General features: G+C 53.7%; 13 protein-coding genes and 1 pseudogene. All 14 read right to left on the bottom strand.

Annotated features, from left to right (window positions below; all coding sequences use genetic code 11):
• Positions 1-123 precede the first annotated feature (123 nt).
• The gene (locus K7H08_RS05655) at positions 124-2,142 is read right to left on the bottom strand and encodes an oleate hydratase (RefSeq protein WP_095602442.1); all 2,019 of its coding nucleotides are present in this window, start codon (positions 2,140-2,142) and stop codon (positions 124-126) included.
• A gap of 210 nt (positions 2,143-2,352) precedes the next feature.
• Positions 2,353-5,538: an efflux RND transporter permease subunit gene (locus K7H08_RS05650; RefSeq protein ID WP_231657427.1), complete on the bottom strand. Its 3,186-nt coding sequence runs from the start codon at positions 5,536-5,538 to the stop codon at positions 2,353-2,355.
• Positions 5,538-6,806, bottom strand: a complete 1,269-nt coding sequence (locus tag K7H08_RS05645; RefSeq protein WP_038482361.1) for an efflux RND transporter periplasmic adaptor subunit — start codon at positions 6,804-6,806, stop codon at positions 5,538-5,540. The genes K7H08_RS05650 and K7H08_RS05645 overlap by 1 nt, the downstream gene beginning before the upstream one ends.
• A gap of 92 nt (positions 6,807-6,898) precedes the next feature.
• Positions 6,899-8,374 (bottom strand): TolC family outer membrane protein, encoded by a 1,476-nt coding sequence (locus K7H08_RS05640; RefSeq protein WP_198348462.1) that lies wholly within the window; start codon positions 8,372-8,374, stop codon positions 6,899-6,901.
• 380 nt (positions 8,375-8,754) lie between these two features.
• Positions 8,755-9,599: pseudogene (locus K7H08_RS05635) on the bottom strand (fructosamine kinase family protein).
• Positions 9,600-9,688: 89 nt separating this feature from the next.
• A complete protein-coding gene (gene xylB / locus K7H08_RS05630) occupies positions 9,689-11,173 on the bottom strand; it encodes a xylulokinase (protein ID WP_231657426.1) in 1,485 nt (494 codons plus the stop codon).
• Positions 11,173-12,660, bottom strand: a complete 1,488-nt coding sequence (locus tag K7H08_RS05625; RefSeq protein ID WP_231657425.1) for a mannitol dehydrogenase family protein — start codon at positions 12,658-12,660, stop codon at positions 11,173-11,175. The genes xylB and K7H08_RS05625 overlap by 1 nt, the downstream gene beginning before the upstream one ends.
• Positions 12,661-12,697: 37 nt before the next feature.
• Entirely contained in the window at positions 12,698-13,318 is a 621-nt protein-coding gene (locus K7H08_RS05620) for a nucleoside/nucleotide kinase family protein (RefSeq protein ID WP_231657424.1), read from the bottom strand.
• A 7-nt stretch (positions 13,319-13,325) separates the two neighbouring features.
• Positions 13,326-14,111: an L-iditol 2-dehydrogenase gene (locus K7H08_RS05615; protein WP_231657423.1), complete on the bottom strand. Its 786-nt coding sequence runs from the start codon at positions 14,109-14,111 to the stop codon at positions 13,326-13,328.
• On the bottom strand, positions 14,095-14,793 hold the full coding sequence (locus K7H08_RS05610; RefSeq protein ID WP_231657422.1) for an HAD family hydrolase: 699 nt from the start codon (positions 14,791-14,793) through the stop codon (positions 14,095-14,097). Before K7H08_RS05610 ends, K7H08_RS05615 begins: the two co-directional genes overlap by 17 nt.
• Entirely contained in the window at positions 14,790-15,947 is a 1,158-nt protein-coding gene (locus K7H08_RS05605; protein ID WP_231657421.1) for an ABC transporter ATP-binding protein, read from the bottom strand. The genes K7H08_RS05610 and K7H08_RS05605 overlap by 4 nt, the downstream gene beginning before the upstream one ends.
• An 11-nt stretch (positions 15,948-15,958) precedes the next feature.
• Complete coding sequence (locus K7H08_RS05600; RefSeq protein ID WP_083001876.1) at positions 15,959-16,813, bottom strand: carbohydrate ABC transporter permease; 855 nt, start codon at positions 16,811-16,813, stop codon at positions 15,959-15,961.
• A 48-nt stretch (positions 16,814-16,861) separates the two neighbouring features.
• Entirely contained in the window at positions 16,862-17,725 is an 864-nt protein-coding gene (locus K7H08_RS05595; RefSeq protein ID WP_442908337.1) for a carbohydrate ABC transporter permease, read from the bottom strand.
• Between the two features lie 78 nt (positions 17,726-17,803).
• On the bottom strand, positions 17,804-19,126 hold the full coding sequence (locus tag K7H08_RS05590; RefSeq protein WP_231657420.1) for an ABC transporter substrate-binding protein: 1,323 nt from the start codon (positions 19,124-19,126) through the stop codon (positions 17,804-17,806).
• Positions 19,127-19,315 lie beyond the last annotated feature (189 nt).

The raw sequence follows: 19,315 nt of genomic DNA, 5'->3' as shown, positions 1-19,315 counted from the left end.
CCTTGACTGCCATCACTTATCGACCAAAAACTAAGCCCTGCGTTTTGTACAAAAACTGCTTCAACTCACCGCACAAAGGCGGCGAGCTGAGACAACTAATCAACTAAGATAAATTACCTTAAATCAGCGACGCCCCCGCAGCTTATCCCGTAACGCTTGAAACCGGCTTTTAACTTCATCTAGAGTATGGCTTTCGCCCATCAAACCACGTATAGCCTGGAGCTGATGTTCAAACAGTCCATGATGGTGGAGATCCTCAGTGGTTTCTTCTCGGCCAAGCGGCAGGATATTTTCGAAGTAGGTTCCCCCCAGAATACGCCGTAATACGCCTTCTCCCAGAAATGCTTCATCACTGTTCAGAGTGCGAGTTGCCCGCAGCAAGCGACGCACATCGTATTGACCAGGATAGATGTCCGGCACCTGCTTCTTGAGCCCAAGTAAGCTATAAACACCAATACGGGCAGTTCTTACCGAGCTTTCCAGTGTGAACACGACATCGTTATGGGTTTCTACAAACTGCCCCATGCAGGCTAGGTTGGTACAGCCTTCAGGAACCACGCTGGGGCGATCTCCCTTGGCTCTTGGCATGAATTGAGCGGTGATATAAGGCATTAGCGCGATACGTGTTTTGGTGGCAGCCAGTATGGCGTCGAGCTGATCAATCAGGCCAAGGTGATAACACATCTCAGTCAGCACTTCTTTCCCAGTACACTCAGGCATTGGCTTTTTGACATAATCGCCGGGCTTGTCCATCAACAATGCGTATGTCCATAGCACAATCACATCATCGGGCTGGTCGGGAAAATGCGGTTGGCGATTACAGGTAAAGCTCATTAACCAGGAGGAGTCGGTAAAGGTGATAATCCCACCTGTAGCCGTGAATCCTGAATAGGGATCATTAACCGACAGTTCTTTAAGTTTATCCATCAGAGGCGAAGGTTTACAGGTAAGCGTTACTGACTCCCAGGTAGAGCGTGGAACGTCCCCGCAGAACTTTTCTGGCTTCCCGAAGATATCTGATTTTTCTGCGAGATTCTTCCACAGTTGCCAGCCTGATCCCTCGCCAGCCTGCACGTTGTCTTTCAACTGTGGAACGGTGTCATCATCGCCATAAGCCGTATCTTCGGTCATAGAACCGGTGGTGACAAACACCAGATCGCGAGTGCCGATAGGGATAGACTTATCGCCATCACTGCCTCGGCACTGAAGAGCGGTGACGGTTCTGCAGCCGTCCTGGGTATCCATGTCCAGGTTCTCGACAACCGTGTCGTACTGGATATTCACGCCCTGATCTTGCAGCCAGTTCATCAGCGGTCGAACAAAACTGTCGTACTGGTTGTACTTTGGAAACACCAGTGACGTCATGTCGTTAAGCCCATCCATCAAGTGCAGAAAGCGATGCATGTACAGCTTCATTTCAAGTGCTGAATGCCAGTTCTGGAAGGCAAACATAGTGCGCCAGAAGGTATAGAAATTGGTTTCCAGAAATCCTTCACTGAACCACTGCTCTACTGTGACATCATCCAGATCCTCTTTGCGTGCTAGCAGTAGCTTAACAACCTCTAACTGCTGGCGTTTGGTGAGATTCATGGTGGAAAAGTCTTTGATCTGGCCCTGCTTTTCCAACAGGCGCGCTTTTGACCAGTTTTTGTCGGCGTCATTCACGATGCGGTACTCATCCAGCACCGTAAATGGTGGCGGTAACTCCAGAGCCGGTATTTCCGAGAAGACGTCCCAGAAATTCTGGTAGGTCATCTCCATTTCACGACCTCCACGCACGATATAGCCTTCTTCCGCGTTGCCAGCACCATCCAGCGAGCCACCTTCTATGCCCTGTTCCTCTAGGAAGGTGATATTGCCAGCCGGCATGTGGCCATCACGAATCAGAAAGAAGGCAGCAGACAATCCTGCAATGCCGCCGCCAACGATCCAGGCACGGCGCCCCTCAATCCCCTCGGTCGGAAGCGGACGGTGATTGGTGTAGCTTCCATGCAGATCGGCAGGTGGGAATGACGTATCGATACCGTTGTGTAAGTGTCTTGATGAAGCATCTGGCGCAATATCGAGAGGCTGTCTCTCGAGTGCTTCAATATGGGTTTTCAGCGTTGAACCAGATGTTGTTGAGGCGTTAGATTTACTCATTGATAGATATCCTTTTCTGGGTAGCCACTATCAATTAAGTGTAGTTTAAAAAACTCACTAAACGCCTAAAACCATAAATAATTAACACAGAAAGCCGCTTAAGCAGCAGTATTTATTACAAGCATCGGCAATAACAGAGATAACGCATTCAAAAAAACGGGCACCATGAAAACAGGGTGCCCGCTAGCAAGTCGCTAAACAGCGTTACGCTTAGTCATGGCCTAGCGCTGCCTGCTCGTTGTTACCATCACGGTCGGGGTGGCGTTTCCGATAGAGCCAATCAGACACCGTGGCAATCATTGCGTAGAAGCTTGGAATAAACAGGCTTCCCAGCACGGCAACAGACGCCATACCGACCGCAACGGTGGTACCTATGTGGTGGCTGCTCACATCGCTCGCGCCAGAAGCCAGTGCCAATGGCAAGGTACCGAAGATAAAGGCCAGTGAGGTCATAACGATAGGACGGAAACGAAGCTCCGCGGCAGTAATCGCTGCTTCACGAATCGATTTACCATGCTCTTTGCGCTGCAACTCTGCAAACTCAACGATAAGGATCGCGTTCTTAGCGGCCAAGCCAACGACCACCAGCATCCCAATTTGGACATAGACACTGGTATCCAGGCCTCGCAACGCAATACCACCCACGCCGCCCAAGAAAGCAAACGGCGTGGCAGTAAGTACCGCTAGTGGTAACGACCAACTCTCATACTGTGCCGCCAGTATCAAGAACACCATCAAAATACCAAACACAATGGCGAGCAAAGCGGTATTACCAAGGTTAGACTCTTGGTAGGCAGTCCCCGTCCAGCCCATTCCCCAGTTTTGGCCCAATGTTTCCTGAACCACTTCCTCCATCGCCTCGATAGCCTGTGTAGAGCTATAGCCTGGCGCTGGATTACCCTGGAACTGAGCCCCCGCATAAACACCGAAGCGAGAAACAACAGATGGACCCGTTTGGCGTTCGAGCGTTACAAACTCAGAAAGAGGAATGCGCTCACCATTGCCACCACGTACATAAACGCTGCTCACATCATCGGGCGTTTTACGGAATTTATCTTCATTCTGTAAATAGACCTGGAAGTTACGGTTTTGGTAGCTAAAGAAGTTCACAAAACCATTACCGAAGGTGTTAGCTAGCGCCGAGTTGATATTCTCAAGGGCGACACCATAGCTCAGCGCTTTTTGCTGATCTATTTCCGCACGGTAAGAAGGCACATTGACGTTAAACGTTGTGAAAACGCGGCTTAATGCAGGATGCTGGTTAGCCGCCTGCATAATTTGCAATGACGCTTGATACAGCTCGCGAGGTGACGCGCCTTCAAAAGATTGCAAATAACCAGTGAAACCACCCGTTGTTGAAAGCCCCATGATCGGCGGTACGTTAAATGCCATCGCCGAACCACCATCAATGCTAGCCCCCAACTGCATAATACGGCCAACCAACTCATTAGCCGTTAAATCGCGTTCTGCCCAGGTTTTCATGTTGATAAACATAATGCCCCGTGCGGTATTGACCGCACTCGACAGAATGTCGTATCCAGCGACAGCAGAGGAGTACTCAACGCCCGGAATGGCTTCTATCTGTGAGCTAAGCTCATTCATATAGGCTTGAGTTCGGCTAAGCGATGCAGCATCAGGCAATGAAACGCTAACCAGCACGATACCTTGGTCAGTTTCCGGCACAAGAGTGGAAGGCGTATTTACATAGAGCCAGTAAGAACCGGCCCCCACCGCCACAGTCAGCGCAAGCGCTAACACCCAGAAACGCACCAGCTTTTTCACAAACCACATATAAGCGGCGGTAAAGCCAGCGAAGAGGCGGTCAAACAGACGCAGCGGTGTGGTAATTGCACGCTTAAACGCGGACTGTTTGCTTATGTGCAGGTTATGCTTAATGAAGATGGCCGACAGCGCAGGGGTGAACGTCAGTGCCATCAGCGCCGATAGCGCCACCGATATCGCCACGGTAATCGCAAACTGCTGATAAATCTGGCCGGTAAAGCCACCCAGGAACGCCACGGGTACAAACACCGCAGCCATAATCAGCGATGTGGCAATAACCGGGCCACCCACCTCTTTCATCGCGCGGATAGTGGCATCACGAACCGTAATATCATCCTCTTCGCTCAATACCCGCTCAACGTTCTCCACCACTAGAATCGCATCATCCACCACGATGCCTATCGAAAGCACCAAGGCAAACAGCGTTAACAGGTTAATAGAGAAACCAAACAAGTAAAAACCAGCAAAAGTGCCGATAACCGAGACCGGCACGACCGACATGGCAATGACCGTGAAGCGCCAGTTCTGCAAGAAGATGAACAGAATCACGATAACGATCAGAAACGCTTCGACGAAGGTTTTTAATACGGTTTCTACCGAGGCATCAATAAACAGCGTGGTGTCGTAAGGCGTTACATACTCAAGCCCTGGCGGAAAACGTCCCGATAGTTCTTCCATCGTGGCACGCACTGCTTCAGCGGTTTCCAGTGCGTTGGCACCCGGCTGCTGGTTAATAATAATGGGCGTCATGGTGGCGCCGTTTAAACGAGCATCCACGCCATAAAACGAAGCACCCAGCTCAATACGCGCCACATCCTCTAAACGAAGCGAGGAACCGTCCGGATTGGTGCGCAGAAAGATATTGCGAAAATCATCGGTTCCCGATAAACGCCCACCGGCAGTAATCGTATAGGTATAAGCACGCGGTTCACTTTGCGGTGTTGCCGCTAAGTTACCTGCGGGAATTTCGGTATTCTGCGCGCGAATCGCACTGGCCACTTCACTGGGCGTGAGGTCATACTGAGCCAGCTTGTCAGGGTTCATCCACACCCGCATCGCAAACTCACCGCCGCCTAACACTTCGGCATTACCTACGCCGGGCACTTGGCGTAGCTCATCCAAGATATTAAGCGTGGCGTAGTTTTGCATGTAGATTTTGTTGTAGTCACCGCTAGGAGACGTCAAGGCAACAAGCATCAGGATAGAGTCAGAGCGTAACTCAACCGTCACCCCTTGAGACTGAACCGCCTCAGGTAACTGCGAAAGCGCGCCCTGCACTCGGTTATTGACATTGATGGTGTTGATATCTCCATCAGTGCCAATGTTAAACGCAACACTCAGGCTCATAAGACCGTTATCAGCGCTGTTTGAGGTCATATATAGCATGTCCTCAACACCATTGATGGCCTCAGCAAGCGGTGCCGCGACGGTTTGCGCAACCGTCTCAGCATCTGCCCCGGGGAACTGAGCCTGAACTGACACAGTAGGAGGTACAACGCTGGGATACTGCTCTATCGGCAGTATTCGCATCGCCATCGTACCTACCAGCGTCAAGATAATCGCCAAAACGGTGGCGAAAATCGGTCGGCTGATAAAGAAGTTGGAAAAGTTCATTATTGCGCGCCCTCTTCCCCTTCAGCGGGCTGTGCGTCAGCCGCCTCATCCTGCATTGCCTCTGCCTGCCCGGTTTCTTGCTGGGCGTCTTCCTGCTCAGCTTCAGCGACGATGTCGGCAGCGTTACCTTCAAATGGCAGGGGGTCAATTAGCATTCCCGGCTCCAGACCAGCGGGGTCGCCTACGATGACACGCTCGCCAGCAGTAAGGCCATCATGAATGATTTGCCATGGACCAGCCACTTCACCGAGCTGAACCGTGCGCTCACGCGCTTTATTTTCATCATCGACAATAAAGACCCGCGGCCCCATCAGCCCCTGAGTAACGGCAATTTCTGGTACGGCCAGTACATCAAAACGCTTCAAGCCTTCAATACGAACCCTTACAAACTGACCAGGCAACACAGCACCCTCAGGATTCACAAACGTTGCTGACGCTTGAACCGTGCTAGTGCCGGTATCAACACGAGAACCCAAGAAGTCCAAACGACCTTCAAGCTCAGTGCTGTCGCCGCCATGTTGTCCTGGCACGCTCAAGCGCGCGGTAATGTCTGATGCATTACCGCTCTCACCCAGTTGTCGACGCAACTCAAAGGCATCACGTTGAGGTAGTTGAAAACGAACTTCAAGAGGATCAAGCGGCGTAATAGTAGCTAACTCAGTTCCTGGCGTTACCAAATTACCAACGTTTATCTGGCTTAAGCTGATCATGCCAGACACGGGGGCGGTAACGTTTGAGTAGCCTAAATCCAGGTTAGCACTAGTTAAGGCCGCTTCTGCTTGGGCTACACTGGCTTGGGCAACCCGCTGGTCAGCCAGTGCTTGGTCATACTGCTGACGACTCACCGAGTTTTGGCTTAACAACTGCTCAAAACGCTGCGCATCGCGCTGGGCTCGGGACAGTTCAGCGCGCGCACTTTGCAAGTCAGCCTCACGCTGATTGACCGTTGCTTGGTAGAGATCTGGCTCGATGGTGTAGAGGCGATCGCCCTGCTCTACCAGTTGACCTGGCTCAAAATGGCGCTCTTCAAGAAACCCGTTTACCCTTGCCACAAGCGTAACTTCGCTGTCGCTTCGCAGCAGGGATGGGTAGGATTTATCCAGAGGAATATCCTGGCGGGCTATTTCAGCTACTTCTACCGCATGGGGCGGAGCTTCCTGCTGCCCAGCCTGCTGTTGCTGAGGCTGCTCCTGGCCACATGCGGCTAGCGCCAATGCGGCTATCAGCGTCACTAGACTCGCTCGACCTGAGTGAATCATTTTCTTCATACGTTTGTTTCCCATTAATCTTTTCAACATTGACGGATAGCAGCACAGCGCGTGTTTTGTTTAATATGTTAGAAAACTAACAACTCGCTAGCTTATGCGCCCGGCGTGGGTGGAGCGCCAATATCCATAGCCCGCTGGTAGGCGTCGGGGTCGCCGCTTTCGGGCAGCGTGAAGTTCACCTCATCCCCCGTTAGCCACGCATTGACTTCTTCAATCGCCTCAACGTCTAACAGGCCCGCCTGCTGACGCAGAGAGAGCAAGTTCACCACATAGTCATAACGCGCTTCAGCATAGTTGGCGATAGCGTTATAGAGGTTTTGTTCAGCGTTCAACACGTCCACGATATTACGTGTGCCTACTTCATAACCGGCACGGGTAGCTTCTAAAGCACTGCGGTTAGAGACGATTGCCTGCTGACGAGCCTCAACGGTATCGACGTTGTTGCTGACCTGGGTATAGAGTGAACGCACTTGCTGGATAGTCGTACGGCGTTGGGACTCGAAATCGTATTGGCTACTTTCTAACTGGAAGGTACCTTGGCGGATACGAGCGCTGGTGCTGCCACCGGTATAAATAGGCAAGTTCGCTGAGACACCCACTTGGCTTGATGTGTTGTAGCCACTCACCAAATCACTATCGCTGTCCGAGTACTGGTAGTTAGCAAATGCTTGAACCGTCGGCATACGTCCGGCACGCGCCAGCTCGACGCCCACGCGAGAAAGCTCAATACCCGCCTGCTGCGCTAATACCTGCGGATTACGCTCTATTGCTTGCTCTACCCAATAGTTACGATCCGTGGGGCTCGGCAGGGCGATAGGCATGCTGTCGCCAAGTGCATCGATATTGGCATAACGTTGCCCAGTTAGTTGTTCAAGCACCTCAAATGCCACCTGAAGATTACTTTCTCCAGCAATGCGATCAGCGCGGGATTGATCAAAACTCGCCCGCGCTTCCTCTACTTCAGTGATGGCAATGAGGCCAACTTCAAACTGTTCCTGGGCCTGTTCTAACTGGCGGCCAATCGCACGCTCTTGAGCTAAGCGCGCTTCGAGCACTTCATGGGCACGTAAAATATCAAAATAAGCGGTAGCAACATCAATCAACAATTGCTGTTCAGTAGCGGCCAATAGGTACACTTGTTGATCAATCTGACGCTCAGCCTGATTCACTTCCTCACGCGTGACGGCATTAAATAGTGCCTGGGTCGCTTCAAGCTTTAACGACGCCGTATTATAACGATCATCGCCAACACCCCCACCATCTACATTAGAAGCAGCACCAGCACTCTGCTCCCCTCTTGATGAGGACTGGCTTTCGTACTTCTGGTTATGAATGACATTGCCAGAGGCATTTACCTGAGGCAACAGGGCACCACTTGCCACATCGCTTGCCGCTTCAACACTTGAAAACTCAGCGCGTGCTGAGGCCAAGGCAGCGTTATTGTTAAGCGCATCGCGGGTGATATTGACTAAATCTGCCGCTTGAGCAGGCAGGATGAAAGAAGATGTCAGCACTGCTAATAGCAGGGGACGAAAAGGGGCATTGACTGCCCAGTGTGCCAGTCGCATGGGATTGCCTCTAGGTGTCAACGTAGGGTGGCGATAATGATAGCCATTCTGAAAGGTGGCATTATAGTTACATTCATGTATGTATGCTAGGCTTGAACTTAGCCTAAATATATGAACAGCGTCACGTATAGATAACCGCACTACACAAGACTCTTTATTACCTTAGTCCAAAGCCCCATGAGCTTGCAGCTTTTTAGCGCTCCTTTTGCTCACTCGAATATTAAGTGAACTGTGTTACAGCTAATGTAATAACACGCTAACTCAAGTGAGCGTTTGAGTCTCTCAACAACATGCGAGAGTGATTGGCAATCCAAACAGATAGCTAATAAAGCGAGAAAAGCAGCACCATCACCACTATTGCTCCGTCAAACGCTGACCCATTAACTCTCAAAAGCTTCCAACACTGCTACACAGCGTTCAACGGCACTGCGATACTCTGAACCAAATAACAGTAGATGGTTAAGCAATGGATAAAGCTGAAACAGCGCTTCGCGTCTTGGCCAGTCGGTTGGCTTATCGCCGTTCCAGTAAGCATCAAAAAAGGTGCACCAGGCGACCCAAACAGGGCCAGCATGGCCAAATCAACGTCGGGATAATGGCGATAAACAGCAGGATCAATCAGTGCTGGCCCTCTAGTGGTCGTCAGCACATTACCCGACCATAGGTCACCGTGAATAAGGCTGGCAGGCGAATCTGGCAGCCATGTTTCTAGTTGCTCTGCTTGGTGTTCAACACGGCGGCACAACGCGCCATTCAGTAGGCCCTGCTGATAACAAGCTTGAGTAAGAGGCAGTAGACGCCGTTCGCGCTGAAACGCACGACCATCTGCCAGTGGGGAGTTGGGTTGGGGCGTACGCCCACACGCATTGTCCTGATGCCAGCCATGGGCATCACCTATCACACCATGCAACTCACGCAGCCCTTCGCCTAAAGCGACGCTACTTTGGGTATTTGCGGGTTGGGTATCGAGTGACTCTATCACCAGCCACCCCATCGTCTCTCCCAGCACCTCAGGTATCACTAATGAAGTGCCCGCCCCCTTGAGCGCGCGGAGTCCTTCTGCTTCACCAAGCAATCGCGCGGAATCGTCGTGTTTGATAACGACTTGCCCTTGGCGGGTAGTTAAGGCGTAAACAGCGGCTATGTCACCACCACTGAGTGGCTGAAGCTTATCAGTGGGGATTAATCCCAGCGCATCTAGTAAATCGCGCAAAGTGGCATCCATGACTCTCTCCGCTCAAGCGTAGCGTGTACTCCGTATCTCTCCTTAAACGGTACAAGGCAAAGCAATATCTTTCTAGGCAATCCGCATTATTAAACGCCATGACGCTGAGCAAGCGCCTCGCGATAACGCTGATAAATCACCTCATAAGCAGAAACACGCTCAGCATCAGGATCCGCAAGGGAAGCGGCATCCAGGTGCACCAAGCGCTCACAAAGCGATGCCAGGGTCACACCCTCCTGATGTAAGTCGCACCAAGCCGCTTGAATGGCTGCCCCTAACGCGGCGGCATCGGTAATCTCTGGGCAGATTACCTGGGTATTAGTAATGTCAGCCACCATTTGCCGCCAGACTGGGCTCTTGGCACCGCCGCCAATCAGCCTAATCTGGCTGGTGCCGTCAGCTAGATCACCTAATAATTCCAAACCATAGCGCAGGCCAAAGGTAGCGCCTTCCATCACCCCTCGGCAGAGGTTAGCTTGAGTCATATTAAGGCTGGTCAAGCCAAGGAAGTCGCCAGTCGCATTGGGCAGCATCGGCACCCGTTCGCCGTTAAAAAACGGCAGTACAATCACTCCCTCGGCCCCAATCGGGGCGCTTGCCACCTGCTCGCTGAAGGTAGCTAAGTCCAGCCCAAACAGCTCACGCACGCGAGTAGTCGCAGAGGTAACGTTCATAGTACAGATTAACGGCAGCCAGCCACCGTGGCTGGCACAGAAGTTGGCCACCATGGCGCTGTCGCACACCACCGAATTAGGTGAATAAGCGCACACCGTGCCGGAGGTTCCTAAACTAAGCGTTACCAGCCCCTGAGTAATATTACCGGTGCCAATTGCGCCCAGCATGTTGTCGCCGCCGCCAGAAGACACCACCACATCATCATGAAGCCCCAACTCTTGCGCCACTAGCGGGCGCACTCGCCCTGCTGGCTCGTGCGCCTGGATAAGACGAGGCAGCACACGGTCAGGGTCAAGTTCCGGCGCAATGGCTGCAAATACCTCTTTCTGCCAGCATTGGGCACGGGTATCGAAATAACCGGTGCCCGATGCATCACCCGCCTCGGTGACCCGCTCACCGGTCAGCCAGAAGTTGAGGTAGTCGTGGGGCAGTAGCAGAGTGGCTATACGCTGGTAGGCGTCAGGGTGATGCTCCCGCAGCCACGCCACTTTAGATGCGGTATAGCCAGTCTGTAACACCAGACCAAGCTTCTCCAGGCAGCCCGTTTCGCCTCCAAGCCGGTCGACTAAATCGCTGTTTTGAGCACTGGTTTCGGTATCGCACCACAGTTTGGCGGGATACACCGGCACACCATCCGCATCAAGTGCCACCATGCCGTGCTGCTGTCCGGAAACGCCAATCCCCCGCACCTGCTTGGCATCAATGCCAGCACGCTCAAGTGCTTGAAAAAAAGCCCCTTTGAGCGCTGCCAGCCACTCTGCTGGCGCCTGCTCCCGGCGGCCATGCTCTCCCTCGTCTAGGCTATGAGGACGACTGCCTTCACCCAGGATGACGCCACGCTCCACATCTACCACCACGACTTTGGTGCTCTGCGTACCGCAATCTACCCCGATATACATCACAACGTTCCTTTGGACGCGACCAGAGCCTCAAGAGTAGCCCGTGTTCCCCGTTCATGCAGCGACGTCAATGTCTTTAGGTAAGCGTTTAGAAAGCGAGGCTGGTCAGCCAAGTCACCAAACAGCTCGCGGTTCTCGACAAACGCAGCGGCGTACGTGCTGTTGTTAGTGGCAATAGCCATCAATGGCTCACGCAGACGGTCAACAATATCGATAGCCTCTCCCTGCTCATCGACGCCTTCAGCGTAACGTGCCCAGCTGGCGACCACGGCGGCGCTGCGCTTAATCTCACCTCCCAGGGCAAGTTGCTGGCGAATGACAGGCACGAGCCATTTGGGAATACGATCAGAGCTTTCAGCACATAGTCGTGCCAGAGTGTCTTTAATTTGCGGGTTGGCGAAGCGTTCAATCAGGGTCAGCCGATAGGTTTCTAAATCTACTCCTGGCACTGGCGCCAGCGTAGGCGTGCCCTCTTCACGCATATAGCCCAGCAAAAACTCGACAAACAGCGGGTCTTGGCACACTTCATGGGCGTAACGGTAGCCTGCCAAGTAGCCGAAGTAAGCAAGCGCCTGATGGCTTGCATTGAGCAGGCGCAGCTTCATCAGCTCATAAGGCTCTACATCATCGACAAGTTGCACGCCTACTTTCTCAAGCGCAGGGCGACCCAAGGGAAAGTGATCTTCCAACACCCATTGGGTGAAGGGCTCGCATACCACTGGCCAGGCATCTTCTACATCAAACCGCTGGTCCAGCTCTTCAATATCTGTAGGCGCTGTCACTGGTGTGATGCGATCCACCATGGCATTGGGAAACGCCACTTCGGCAGCTAGCCAGTCACCAAGCCCTGCGCTGCGGGCACGGGCGTAGGCACTGAACATGCGTTTAGCCACGTCACCGTTACCTTGAATATTGTCGCAGGACATCACCGTAAAAGGTGCAATGCCTCGCGCCCGGCGGCGAACCAGAGCTTCCACCACTAAGCCAAAGCTGGTGGAAGGCTGCTCTGGATGGGCGAGATCATCACGTACCTGTGGAGAATCCAGATTGAATTCTCCGGTCACTGGATGGAAGTTGTAGCCACCTTCCGTCACGGTGAGCGACACAATCTTGATGCTGGGATCGGCCATTTTTTCGATCACCGCTTCGGGGTCTTCCGGCGCAAATAGGTAATCCACCATACTGCCGATCACACGGGGCTGATACTCGCCGTCGGGGTGTTTCACCACGAGCGTATAGAGGTAGTCTTGCGCAGCAAGGGCCTTCTGCATACGCTTATCGCCGGGCATTACTCCCACCCCCACAATGCCCCATTCAAACGCCTCACCCTGGTTCATTAGTGCGTCTAGGTACATCGCTTGATGGGCACGATGAAAACCACCGACGCCAATATGCACGATGCCTGGCGTCACGGCCTGCCGATCATAAGTAGGCGTCTCAACCGCCGCGCTGAGGGCACCCATGTTGTGATTATTAAGCTGGGTCATCGTCACTCTCCGGGTCATTTGTTAGGCACGCCGCGTCCTAGCGCCAGCGCTGGTCAGGTGGCACGCTGCCGTTTTTTACAAGTTCAGCGTTAAGCATGTCTTTTTGATGAGCGCGCTCGAGGGCGCCGATATGATCTTGGCCCATGCACAGCCAGCGACTCACCAACCGCTCAACCAGTACGGCATCGTCCACATCGATAAACAGCGTCCAGTCGAACAGCTTGTGCAGCGCCTGCCAGGGCTCTTGATCCAGCAGCAGGTAATTACCTTCCACAATCACAATGCGGTGCGCTGGAGTAATCAACCGCCCCCCGGCTCGAGCAAGATCCAGCGGACGGTCAAACACCGGCACCGCTACCGGTTGATCTGCGCGACGAATGCGCGCTAAATCATGATGTAAGCCATCGACATCGAAGGTGTGCGGCGCGCCTTTCAACGGCAGTTGCTCATCACCCAACACGGCGTTATCGAAGTGGTAGCCATCCATCGGCACCACGGCGGCCAGCCCTGGCCGCTGCTGATTAATCGCATCGCATAACAGCGCGCTGCGATAAGACTTGCCTGCCCCGGGGGGCCCCGCCAGGGCAACCATAAAGCGCGCTTTGCCTTCAGCGGCATCCAACAGCTGGTGGCTTAACGAAACAAGATCAGGGGTCATAGGCGTCTCAACTCATCCAGTTGCCACCATCGACGTTGAGCGTCTGGGCAACGACGTAGTCACTATCCTGACTAGCAAGAAATACGGCGGCCCCCGTGTGGTCTTCCGGCAATCCCATACGCCCAAAGGGCACAGATTCGCCCACCAAACGCTTTTTCTCGCCCAACGGGCGATTCTCATAGCGTGCAAACAGTGCATCGACTTCTTCCCACATCGGCGTATCCACTACCCCCGGTGCAATGCCGTTCACGTTAATACGGTGCTTGATCAAACCCAGCCCGCAGGACTGGGTCAGGCTAATCACAGCGGCTTTACTCGCACAGTAAACGCTGACGAGTGGCTCGCCCCGTCGGCCTGCCTGAGACGACATATTAATAATTTTACCCCCTTGGCCTTGTGCCACCATGGCGCGAGCCACAGTCTGCAGGGTAAAAAATAGCCCCTTGGCATTCACCGCAAACTGCTTATCAAAGCTGGCCTCTGTCACCTCGAGCACCGGTGCCATATCAAACACTGCGGCGTTATTGACTAAAATATCGATCCCGCCAAATTGCTCGGTAACGCGTTCCACCATGGCGTTGATAGAAGCTTGATCGCACACGTTCAGCACGACACCCATCACACGCTCGGCGCTAGCGTCTTGTTGCAGCGTGGCGAGCGCATCGTCAATGGCGTTGGCATCGATATCGGCCACAATGACCTTCGCCCCTTCGGCGAGGTAGCGCTGAGCAATGGCTAAACCGATACCACGGGCACCGCCAGTAATGACGGCGCGTTTATTGAGCAGTTTCATTGTTATCTCGTCCTTGCAAATGGGATTGCCACTCGTCTACTAAAGCGTGAAGTCCGCGCATATGGGGCAAAATTCGCCAAGCGCCCGCCGCTAGTAACCGTGAGGACTGCTGTTCATCAACATGACTTGCCCCCACAAAACCAATCACTCGCATGCCCGCAGCATAAGCAGCGGTTACCCCTGCCACGCTATCTTCTACCACCAGACAGCGGCTGGGTGGGCAGCCAAGAGAACTGGCCGCTAAGTGATAAATAGCGGGGTCCGGCTTGGGGTTTTCGACCTGCTCGGCGGTGAAAATCGGCACATCGCCTAGCGCGCCGTTCAGTTGGGTAGTGGCGAGCGATGCCAGCACGCGGCAACGGCGGCTGTTCGAGACCACGGCCTTGGGTAAATCGATCCCGCTGATGGCTGCATGCGCCCCCGCAATGGCGGTTAATTCCCTCGCCAAGCGCGCCTCTATGGCGCTATCGACCAGTTCAGCGGCATTGGGCGGCAACAGGTGGCGGCTTAGCTGTTCCAGGTGCTGGAGGATGTTGGCCGTCGTCATACCCAGCGCTTGGCTAAGCAACGTCGGTATATCCAGATCCGGTAGCCACTGTCCAAGGTGGGTTTCCAGAGTCTCTTCAGCGAGTGCTTCGCTATCCACCAGAACGCCATCACAATCAAAAATCAGCGCTTTCATACCTGCTCCCCCGGAGAGGCAGATTCCGTAGCCGCGCGATTATCTTGGCGGGTCAGCCCCGCTAACGGGTGCTGCTGCAGGCTAGGTAGGGCTAGCCCGTCTGCGTCAAACAGATGGGCGCGCTCGGGGGCAAAACCAAAACGCACGCTATCGTTGACCCGGTAGGCCACATCACCATCAGCCATAATAGTGATCAGCTCATCGTCCATTTGAACGTAGAGCGAGGTTTGACCGCCGAGGCGCTCAAGCACTTTGATCTGCCCACTCAGCGGCCCCTGTTCATCAAGTACCAAGTGTTCTGGGCGAACACCCAGCTCAAGAGTGGCGTTAGCATCCAAGTGTGCACCATCGACCGGCACGCTGCGCTCACCGCCGCCGGGCAGACGAATCGCGACGCCTTCAGGCGTTACGCCGGTCAACGTCACCGGTAGAAAATTCATTTTCGGTGAGCCAATAAAGCCCGCCACAAAGCGATTGCGCGGATGGTGGTAGAGCGCCATTGGCGAGCCCACCTGTTCCACCACGCCATCGTGTAGCACAACGATTTTATCGGCCATGGTCATGGCTTCTATCTGATCGTGGGTGACGTAAATCATCGTGGCATCTAGCTCTTCATGCAGCCGTGCCAGCTCAATACGCATCTGCACCCGCAGCGCTGCATCCAAATTGGAGAGCGGCTCGTCAAACAGGAAGATGCTGGGATTACGCACAATCGCCCGGCCAATCGCCACCCGCTGGCGTTGTCCACCGGAGAGCGCTTTAGGCTTACGATCTAACAGCGGCTCCAGCTGCAGAATTTTGGCCGCCTCCAGCACTTTGGCGCGGCGCTCCTCTTTGGGCACTCCAGCCAGGCGCATGCTGAAACCCATGTTGCCCTCAACCGTCATGTGCGGATATAGCGCATAACTCTGGAACACCATGGCCAAGCCGCGGTCGGCGGGGCCCACATCGTTTATTCGCTTACCATCGATCAAAATGTCGCCGTCGCTTGCACTCTCCAAGCCCGCGATCATGCGCATCAGCGTAGATTTACCACAGCCCGAAGGGCCAACAAACACCACGAACTCACGGTCGTTCACCTCGAGATCAATGCCTTTGATGACCTTGGTGTCGCCAAACTGTTTGATAATGTTCTTCAGTTGTAAGGTTGCCATGGGGAACTCCTTTACTTGACGGCGCCAAAGGTCAGGCCGCGCACCATTTGTTTTTGGGTCATCCAGCCGAGGATCAGGATGGGGGCGATTGCCATGGTGGAAGCCGCTGAAAGCTTGGCCCAGAATAGCCCTTCAGGGCTTGAGAACGAGGCAATATACGCGGTCAGCGGTGCCGCTTTCGACGAGGTTAAGTTGAGACTCCAGAACGCTTCGTTCCAGCTCAAAATAACTGAGAGCAGTCCGGTAGAGGCGATGCCCGGCAACGTTAGCGGCAGCAGCAGGAAAAACACCTCCTGCAGAGTGGACGCGCCGTCCATCCTGCCGGCTTCCAGAATGTCTTTGGGCATATCCTTGAAGAAGGTGTAGAGCATCCACACCACAATGGGCAGGTTCATCAGGGTATAAATAATGATTAGCCCGGTACGGGTATCCAACAGCCCCACATCTCGGAAAATCAAATAGATAGGTACCAAGACACCGACAGGTGGCAGCATTTTGGTAGACAGCATCCAGAGCAGCGTGCCCTTGGTTCGCTTAGTGGGCAAAAAGGCCATGGCATACGCCGATGGAATGGCAATCAGCAGTGCTAAAAAGGTCGAGCCAAATGCCACAACTACGCTATTTAGCGCAAAACGCGCATAGCCCGAGCGTGCCTGAACGGCTTGATAGCTCTCAAGGGTGGGGGAAAAGATAAAGCTTGGATCTGCAATCGCTGCTGTTTCGGTTTTAAACCCGGTCAGCACCATCCACAGGATGGGAAAAAAGATAATCAGGGCAATTGACCAGCCCACTAGAGTTAAGACCAGTTGCCTGATGGGCAACGAGCGAGCGTTAGCTGGCGCAATGCTATTACGATGAAGTGTCATTGAAATGCTCCCAAGACGCCCTGTCACCGGGGTTAGTCTTCTAAGTTCTTAGCGACCGAAAATCGCGACGATATTGGCGAGAATGATGGCGATCCCCCCACCCGCTGAGGCCAAGCCCACATCGAAATCCAGCAGCGCTTGGATATAGATCAAATAGGCTAAGTTAGTGGTCGCGAGTCCCGGCCCGCCGGAGGTAGTGACAAAAATCTCGGCAAAAATCGTCAGCAAGAAGATCATTTCAATCATGATCACCACGCTAATGGCACGCCTTAGGTGCGGCAGCGTAATGAAGAAGAAAATCGCCAGTGGACCAGCACCATCCATACGCGCTGCTTCCACTTGGTCTTCATCCAGCGACTGCATGGCGGTGAGCAGGATCAATAGTGCAAACGGCAGCCACTGCCACGACACAATAATGATGATGGAGGTCAGCGGTAGCGATGAGAACCAGTCCAGTGCAGGAAGCCCCAGCGACTGCGCCAGCCACGCTAATACCCCATTAGAGGGGTGCATCATCATGTTTTTCCATACCAGCGCGCTCACCGTTGGCATGACAAAAAAGGGAGAAATCGCCAGCACGCGGGCGATGCCACGCCCGGCAAACTCCTGTTGGAACAGCACCGCGAGCAGCGTGCCGCCCACCACCGTAACTACCAGTACCGACCCTACCAGCAACAGGGTGGTGCCCATCGCCGACCACAAGGCAGGGTCAGTCAGCAAGTATTCATAGTTTTCCAGCCCGGCGAAGCCGGTCATCCCGGGCATGAGTAAGTTATAGCGCTGAAAAGAGAACCAGATCGTCATGCCCAGGGGCACAATCATCCAGAGCAGCAGCAGCGATACCGCGGGCGCTTGAAGCGAAAGCGTTCTTAGCCCGCCGACCGTTCGGCCGGAAGCACGTGTTCTATTCATGGAAATACCTGCAAGAAAACAGACCTGCTAGAACCACTGAAATACGTCTGCCCATAACTGGGCAGACGCAAGAGTGCATTAACGTTCGATGTAGCCAGACCGCTGCATGGTGCGCTCGGTGGCTCGCTGTGCGCTATCAAGCGCCTGAGTTACTGAGGTGTCACCGGTCAGGGCGGCGGCAATCGTTTGGCCCACTTGTGTTCCAATCGACTGGAACTCTGGAATACCTACAAATTGAACGCCGATATAGGGGGTTGGCTCTAGGCTGGAGTCGGTAGGATCAGCTTCTTGTATGGCGTTAAGTACAAAATCGGCAAATGGAGCAGCATCAACGTACTGCTCGTTGGCGTAGGTGGATTCACGAGTCCCCGGCGGCACGCTGGTCCAGCCGTTCGTTTCACCAACAAGCTCGATGTACTCCTGTGAAGTCGCCCAGGTAATGAATTGCTGGGCTGCTTCTTTGTGCTCAGAGGAAGCGGGAATCGCCAGCGCCCAAGACCACAGCCAATGAGAGCCTTTAGGGGTTTCGGCGATGGGTGCTGGCGCAAAACCTAGCGTACCTGCCACGTCCGACTCGTTTTCATCGTAGAGTTTGCCTGCTGCCGAGGTGGCATCAACCCACATGGCGCAGTTCCCACGAGAAAAAAGCGCTAGGTTTTCGTTGAAGCCGTTGGAGCTGGCACCAGGCGGACCGTAGTTGCTTAGCAGGTCAACATAGAACGCAATCGCATTGTTCCAGGCCTCGGAGTTAAGCTCCGGGTTCCACTGCTCATCAAACCAGCGGCCGCCAAAGGTGTTCACCAGCGTCGAGACAAAGGCCATGTTTTCGCCCCAGCCCGGCTTACCGCGCAAGCAAATACCTGCCAGGTTCTCTTCGGTCCCGTGTAGCTGCTCGGCCCAGTCGCGTACCTGCTCCCAAGTGGGCTGCGCTGGCATCTCGATGCCAGCCTGCTCAAACAGATCAGTGCGGTAGTACATCATGGAGCTTTCCGCATAGAACGGCAGGGCGTGCAGCGTGCCATTTAGGCTTAGGCCATCGCGTACCGATGCCAGCAAATCATCTTCATTGTAGTCATCGGGCAAGTTTTCCAGCGGCTCAAGCCAGCCACGCTCTGCCCAGATGGGCACTTCATAAGTACCGATGGTCATCACATCGAACTGCCCGCCACCGGTGGCAATATCCGTGGTCATACGCTGACGCAACACATTCTCCTCAAGCACGACCCAGTCCAGAGTGATGTCTGGGTGCGCTTGCTCAAAGGCATCGGTCAGGCTCTGCATGATGACCATGTCGTTATTGTTTACCGTGGCAACGGTGATTTCTGTTTGAGCGTGGGCTTGGCCAGCTACCGCAATAGCGGCCGCTAGGGTCGTGACGGGTAAATGACGGGCAAGACGCATACAGCTTTCCTCTTGGCAAATATTGGCATTATTTTTATCGGCACAGCTATTACTGGAATTGTCGTTATTAGCGCTGTCGTTATTAAGGACTGTGGTTATTGGCAATGTAGCTATTGGCACCGCAGCCAAATTGATCATATTGATCAACTGTCGATCAAATGATCGTACGAAAGCCAAAAAAAAGCAAAG

It is taken from the genome of Halomonas sp. IOP_6 (assembly GCF_021151565.1).
GTDB classification, from domain to species: Bacteria; Pseudomonadota; Gammaproteobacteria; order Pseudomonadales; family Halomonadaceae; genus Vreelandella; species Vreelandella alkaliphila.
Note: the sequence above shows the minus strand (reverse complement) of the source record. Positions and strands in the feature narration are given on the sequence as shown.

Excerpts from the sequence above, each read along its gene's own strand:
- K7H08_RS05600 (WP_083001876.1), bottom strand. The coding sequence starts at position 16,813 with ATGACACTTCATCGTAATAGCATTGCGCCAGCTAACGCTCGCTCGTTG.
- K7H08_RS05645 (WP_038482361.1), bottom strand. The coding sequence starts at position 6,806 with ATGAAGAAAATGATTCACTCAGGTCGAGCGAGTCTAGTGACGCTGATA.
- K7H08_RS05610 (WP_231657422.1), bottom strand. The coding sequence starts at position 14,793 with ATGAAAGCGCTGATTTTTGATTGTGATGGCGTTCTGGTGGATAGCGAA.
- K7H08_RS05590 (WP_231657420.1), bottom strand. The coding sequence starts at position 19,126 with ATGCGTCTTGCCCGTCATTTACCCGTCACGACCCTAGCGGCCGCTATT.
- K7H08_RS05615 (WP_231657423.1), bottom strand. The coding sequence starts at position 14,111 with ATGAAACTGCTCAATAAACGCGCCGTCATTACTGGCGGTGCCCGTGGT.
- K7H08_RS05655 (WP_095602442.1), bottom strand. The coding sequence starts at position 2,142 with ATGAGTAAATCTAACGCCTCAACAACATCTGGTTCAACGCTGAAAACC.
- K7H08_RS05595 (WP_442908337.1), bottom strand. The coding sequence starts at position 17,725 with ATGAATAGAACACGTGCTTCCGGCCGAACGGTCGGCGGGCTAAGAACG.
- xylB (WP_231657426.1), bottom strand. The coding sequence starts at position 11,173 with ATGTATATCGGGGTAGATTGCGGTACGCAGAGCACCAAAGTCGTGGTG.
- K7H08_RS05625 (WP_231657425.1), bottom strand. The coding sequence starts at position 12,660 with ATGACCCAGCTTAATAATCACAACATGGGTGCCCTCAGCGCGGCGGTT.
- K7H08_RS05605 (WP_231657421.1), bottom strand. The coding sequence starts at position 15,947 with ATGGCAACCTTACAACTGAAGAACATTATCAAACAGTTTGGCGACACC.
- K7H08_RS05650 (WP_231657427.1), bottom strand. The coding sequence starts at position 5,538 with ATGAACTTTTCCAACTTCTTTATCAGCCGACCGATTTTCGCCACCGTT.
- K7H08_RS05620 (WP_231657424.1), bottom strand. The coding sequence starts at position 13,318 with ATGACCCCTGATCTTGTTTCGTTAAGCCACCAGCTGTTGGATGCCGCT.
- K7H08_RS05640 (WP_198348462.1), bottom strand. The coding sequence starts at position 8,374 with ATGCGACTGGCACACTGGGCAGTCAATGCCCCTTTTCGTCCCCTGCTA.